This is a genomic window from Chitinispirillales bacterium, from assembly GCA_031254455.1.
Lineage (GTDB): Bacteria > Fibrobacterota > Chitinivibrionia > Chitinivibrionales > Chitinivibrionaceae > WRFX01.
Window position 1 is genome coordinate 1 of the sequence record JAIRUI010000085.1, and the last position, 5,558, is coordinate 5,558.

General features: G+C 36.0%; 7 protein-coding genes. 4 read left to right on the forward strand and 3 right to left on the reverse strand.

Annotated elements, in window-relative coordinates; all coding sequences use genetic code 11:
- Positions 1–143: IS5/IS1182 family transposase (locus LBH98_06280; protein ID MDR0304358.1), on the forward strand; the 143-nt coding region annotated here is incomplete at its 5' end.
- A gap of 83 nt (positions 144–226) precedes the next feature.
- Entirely contained in the window at positions 227–778 is a 552-nt protein-coding gene (locus LBH98_06285) for an outer membrane beta-barrel protein (GenBank protein ID MDR0304359.1), read from the forward strand.
- Between the two features lie 62 nt (positions 779–840).
- Here the strand turns inward: LBH98_06285 and LBH98_06290 are convergent, their stop codons facing one another.
- Positions 841–1,326 (reverse strand): NAD(P)H-dependent oxidoreductase, encoded by a 486-nt coding sequence (locus tag LBH98_06290; GenBank protein MDR0304360.1) that lies wholly within the window; start codon positions 1,324–1,326, stop codon positions 841–843.
- Positions 1,327–1,645: 319 nt separating this feature from the next.
- Here LBH98_06290 and LBH98_06295 point away from each other — a divergent pair, with 319 nt between their 5' ends.
- Both LBH98_06295 and LBH98_06300 read left to right on the forward strand, forming a co-directional pair.
- Entirely contained in the window at positions 1,646–2,500 is an 855-nt protein-coding gene (locus LBH98_06295; GenBank protein MDR0304361.1) for a PHP domain-containing protein, read from the forward strand.
- On the forward strand, positions 2,497–3,588 hold the full coding sequence (locus LBH98_06300; GenBank protein MDR0304362.1) for an NTP transferase domain-containing protein: 1,092 nt from the start codon (positions 2,497–2,499) through the stop codon (positions 3,586–3,588). Before LBH98_06295 ends, LBH98_06300 begins: the two co-directional genes overlap by 4 nt.
- A gap of 172 nt (positions 3,589–3,760) precedes the next feature.
- Here LBH98_06300 and LBH98_06305 read toward each other — a convergent pair whose 3' ends face one another.
- Positions 3,761–4,039, reverse strand: a complete 279-nt coding sequence (locus LBH98_06305; GenBank protein MDR0304363.1) for a hypothetical protein — start codon at positions 4,037–4,039, stop codon at positions 3,761–3,763.
- 213 nt (positions 4,040–4,252) lie between these two features.
- Positions 4,253–4,990, reverse strand: coding sequence for an outer membrane beta-barrel protein (locus LBH98_06310; protein ID MDR0304364.1), 738 nt, complete (start codon positions 4,988–4,990; stop codon positions 4,253–4,255).
- Positions 4,991–5,558 lie beyond the last annotated feature (568 nt).

The following is a 5,558-nucleotide window of genomic DNA, read 5'->3' on the forward strand; positions in this document are numbered from 1 at the left end:
GGAACGAAATTGAGCGATTTTTCTTGTGGTTAAAGCGTTTTCGAAAAGTGTTCACTCGTTATGACAAGTTAGATGTGGTGTTCAGCGGATTTATTTTTCTGGCAATGTGTATTGACGCCTTGTTTAGTGTGAACACAATGTAGATAAGGTTTATATTCAACAAGGATATCCACCGGAGTTTTCCCCTTGTCGGTTAGAATGGAGAGATGGCAGTGGTTCGTTTGATATTGCTCCTTTTGTCAGTTTACAATTAACAAATATTTTTGCTCTTCAAACAGAGATGCTCTTTACCAAATATGGTTACATAGGATTTGACATTGTTGAAGGTAAATTGCTGAATGGTGGCTATGTTGATTCTAACGGTGATTTTATATTAACTCCGTTAGAGGATGGATTAAGGCAAACCAGACACGCTTTAATTTTCCCAGTTTTGGCAAAATTGACTTTTCAACCGGGGAAATTTTCAATACAAACGTTTGTTGGACCTCATTTCACCGTGAATGTCGGAAATCTTGAAGAAAGAAAAGACGAAAAAGTAACATATAGAATCGGCAAAGATATTTATGGACCAAAAACCAGGCAGCCTCCGATAGGATTAACGGCAGGTGCAAATTTCGGAGTTAAATCCGGAAGCGGAACAATATTTCTTGATGCCCGATATTTTACCGACCTCGGTTATTATGGATTGGCTGATTGGTTTTCTATTCGTCGCGCGAGATTGAGTTTAACCGCAGGATATGAGTTTGCACTTAACTCAAAAAATTCTTCCAAGTATTAAAGTTTTTCGATTTTTGTTTATTCCGTTTTCAAAATAACGAAAATAGTGTGAACGCACTATAGTTATTTAGTTTCGTCCCAAATATTTTTTGCCCAACTTTTCACGAATGATATTGCGCGAGCGGATTGAAATTTTAACGGATTTACCAATTTCAGCGTTGCGGCAATCTTATTTGATTCGTCTAAAAGCAAAGTCCATTTTTTAATTGTTTTTTCGGAAGCGCCGCCCCCGTGGCACAAAAGAAGCGCGATTTCTTTGTTTCTTAACGGATATTTTTCTATAAACGATTTCATTGCGGGAGCAACCGACCAAGCCCAGCATGGGGAACCCAAAATAATTTTGTCGTAATTATCCGAATTAAAATCCAAGTCCGCAATTCCCGGAATTTTGCTAAGTTGAATTAAACTTAAAACGTATTTCATAAATCCGTTCGGAAGTTCCTTTTTGAGTTCAATCACAAACTTGTCGGCATCCAAAGTTTTCGCGATTTCGTTGCAGACAAACGCCGTGTTTCCGTCCAACGAATAATAAACAACCGCTGTTTTCATCTCATTCTCCTTTACATAATAAAAAGTAAAATAATATTTGAAAAAAACAAAAACGTATGGAATTTAACCGAAAACCGAAATTACGTTTTTATTTTATTAAAGAATTCAAAAACGATGATTTGGTAAAGCAGAAGGTAAATCCGTTTAGTAAATTCCAGAAAACCTTAACGCTAACGCCGTCAAACAATATATGAAAAGCATTGCCGCTATAACGCGTATTATAATTTCTTTTAACTTCATAAAATTCTTTTCTTGACAAAGTACTATTACATAAGATATATTTATCCTAAGGGAGAAAAACTTAAAACAAAGAAATTTAATGGAAGAATTGTTAGATGTACAAAAAGGAAATATAGACCTCCATATTCACACACGTTTTTCCGACGGAGCATTAACGCCCGAAGAAGTACTTTTAGTTGCAAAGAAAAAAGGTTTGTCGGCTATTTCCATTACCGACCACGATGCTGTAGGAGCATATCCTTATGTAATTGAAAAAGGGAAAGAATCGGAGATAGAGGTTATACCCGGAGTAGAATTAAGTTGTGGAGTCGACAATAACGACATTCATATCTTGGCGTATTTTTTTGATTACGAAAATAAAAAATTATTGCAAACGCTTGAAGAAATGCGGGCGGCAAGGTTTACGCGGGCTAAAAAAATAGTTAAAAATCTTAATAATCTTGGGATTGATCTGCAATTTGAAACGGTTTTACGGTTTGCAGGAAACGGTTCTATCGGACGTCCGCATATTGCCGAAGCTCTTTTGTACGAAGAATTTGTTTATAGTTATCGTGAAGCGTTTGAAAAATATTTAGGATATGACTGTCCAGCCTACGAAGATAAAATGCACTTAACCCCGTTTGACATTTTTGATTTAATAAAAAGCGCGGGCGGTATTTCCGTTATGGCTCATCCGGGTATTACAAACGTTGATTATCTTATCCCGGAATTAATTGATCAAGGTTTATGCGGACTTGAAGTTTATCATGCCGACCATAACGTATTACAACAAAAACATTATGCGGAAATTTGTAAGAAAAATAAATTATTGTTTACAGGCGGGAGCGATTTCCATAGAATAACAAGTAAAATTCATTCGATAGAAATAGGATCGCCGCCGATTAGGCGTTCTCTTCTTGACGGTCTCAAACTAAAATACAAGGAGTTTTTGTGAGTGTGACAAAAGTGGTGCCTGTTATTCTTGCGGGAGGAAGCGGTGAAAGGTTTTGGCCGGCAAGCCGTTCCCAAAAACCAAAACAGGTTTTACCGTTAATAAGTGAAAAACTTATGATTGAAGAAACGATAGAACGAGTTATACCGCTTTGCTGTAATTCTGAAAAGCCGCTTATTGTTACGGGAGAAAAAATCGCAAAACCTATTTGTGAAATTCTTAATGTAAAATACGAATTTGACATGATAGTCGAGCCGATTGGTAAAAATACAGCTCCTGCAGTTGCGGCGGCGGCGGTTTGGTGCAAAAAAAATTACGGTGCGGACTCTGTGATGGTTATCGTTTCGGCAGACCATGCGATTCGTCCGCTTGAGAAATTTGTAAACGCGGTAAAATACGGAGTCGAAATTGCAAATTCGGAAAAAACGCTTGTGGTATTCGGAATCATGCCGAATCGTCCGGAAATTGGCTATGGATATATTGAATTGGGTGATGAAAAATGTGTTTCGTCGGACGGTATAAAAAGTTTTTCCGTTAATAAATTTGTTGAGAAACCGTCTGTCGAAAAAGCAAAAGAATATCTATCTTCGGGTAAATATTTGTGGAACAGCGGTTCTTTCATTTGGAAAACTGAAACGATTATAGAACAATTTGAAGAAAATATGCCGAGTTTATATAGCGATATTTTAAAATTAGAAGAAAGCGGTTGTACAAAAGAAGCTCTTAATAAATTTTATGTTGATTGCGTCAAAGAATCAATCGATTTTGGCATTATGGAAAAAGCAAAAAATGTTTCGGTAATCAAAGGTGTTTTTGAGTGGGACGATATAGGTACTTGGGAAGCGATGGTTCGTATCCATGGAAAAGACGAAAACCGTAATACTTGTGCTGGTAATGGTATATTTTCAACGGAAAACAAAGATTGTATAATTGTAAACAAATCAAAAAATTCGGTTGCGGTTATCGGTGCTGAAAATATGCTTGTGGTAAACGTCGATGATGCAACTTTGGTAATTTCCAGAGACAATTTGCCGGAATTGAAGAAATATATAACAGAAATGAAAAATGTGTTCCCAGAGAATTTGTATTAAAAATGGCAATTATACGCTTACGTCACCGTGCACTCGCTAATCCTATTCCGGCGGCATCTTACCATTGTCGATAATCTTTTGAAATTCTAAAAAGAATTCTTTGAAATACCTTAAAATAAAATAGCGATTTGATTTCAAATCGCTATTTTATTTTCAAATCCGAATAAACCATTTATTGTTCTGTAAAAGTATATGTATAAATTTTCAGTTGTTTTGTACCGTTATTTTCCATCACAGAATATGGAGTGTTTTTTGCTTCACTGAGGAACGTTTGACCATTAGTGATACTGAATATGCCTTCATTTCCTGTCCAAGTGAAAGAAAATGGCGAACCTTGTACAGATATCTTGAAGCCATCAAGCATTCCGTATTGTTCCTCTTTTCCCGTTCCATTTGCATTGAACGTAATGATAACATAATGGTCATAACCTTGTCCTTCGTAGTTATCCAATACTATTTCCCAAGTTCCTATTATCTCAAGCGAAGAATAATTATAGGGGGGGGGTTATTATCTTCATCTTTGGAACATCCTACAAAGAACATAACGCTGAACATTGCCAACACAACAAGAAAATTACATTTAATCTGTTTCATAAACCCATCCTTTAAAAAATTAAAACGTTTATTTGTAACGGTTATTGTTACCTTATTAACAACTTGCTTTCTATCTGTTTCCTAATCCGAATTCATATCCGACCGTGAAACTCAATTTTGCACGGTAAAGAAAATTTTCTTTTTTTGTCTCCGCTTTTTCGCCGGTAGCGACATAAAAGTTCGGTACGTCTTGAGAAATCACTCCTGCATCCGTGATAAAGCGAGCATCGACAAATACATTTCCAGGTCCTGCTTTTACTCCGAAACCTATTCCCCCAGTTATTCCTATAGGTGGATAATTAATTTTTTCTCCGCCAAATTCTTCAAGCAGTTCTTTATCGCTCCATTTTTCTTTTTCTTCTATGCCATACAGAGTATAAGTTACATTCCACTTTCCTATATTCGCAGTAATATGCGGACCTAAAAACGCTTGAATTACAAAATTGCTCGGATGAAATGTAAATTTTGCCAAAAGAGGAATAATCAAAGCGCTTCTTTTAAAATCAAATGTTTCTTCTTCGTCGCTATATCCTCCGCCCCATTTTGTTACAAGCATTTCCGTTTGAAGTGCAAAAGCATCGACTATCTGTAAACTGACAAAAGGCGCAACGTCAAAAGAAGCGCCGCCTTTATTCCATTTGGCGTCATAATAATCTATAAAAGATTCTAAATCTCCAAGCGGGCGGGAAAGTCCGACGCCGACTCCTAAACGAACGCCAAGATACACTCTTTTCGCGTCTTGCGCAAATGAAAGCGTACATGCCGCCATAATCGTCAAAACACTGAATAACCACTTAACATGTTTCATAAAAACATCTCCTTAAAATTAAAGTTTATGCAAAAGTGCAATGCTTGTCGCCGAAAATTAATAACTCTTATGAATTTATGGAAAGAAAACAGTGGTAAAATCAGAAAAGGCTGCTCTACCGAAATTCATATTTCTTGCGTAAAATACTGAATTGGCTCCATACCGAAAAGCAGAAGGCATATAAGCAGAACAGCCTATACAAGGCGGTTCACCTTGCTGCTTTTTAGCAGAGGTATGGTTGAAAAGCAGGGATAAAATCCCCGCAAGTCAGTATTTTACGCGTCAATAAAATAATATTATATTTTGATAAAAAGCAAAAAAACTTTGTTTTGTTAAATTTCTGCTTTTATTTTGTAAAAACATTTCTTTGCACGTTTGAATTTGCTCACAGTTTGTCGTTGTCAATAAATGTAGTAGTAGTTATATGCGCCTCATCAATTTTTTCATATATTAGACCTCTTGCGAAATCAATATTTTTTTAATTGATTATGGATTTTTCTTGTTTGTTTTTTAAATTATATTATTTTCCACTCTATGAAATACGAAAACATAAAAAATTACTCCGACG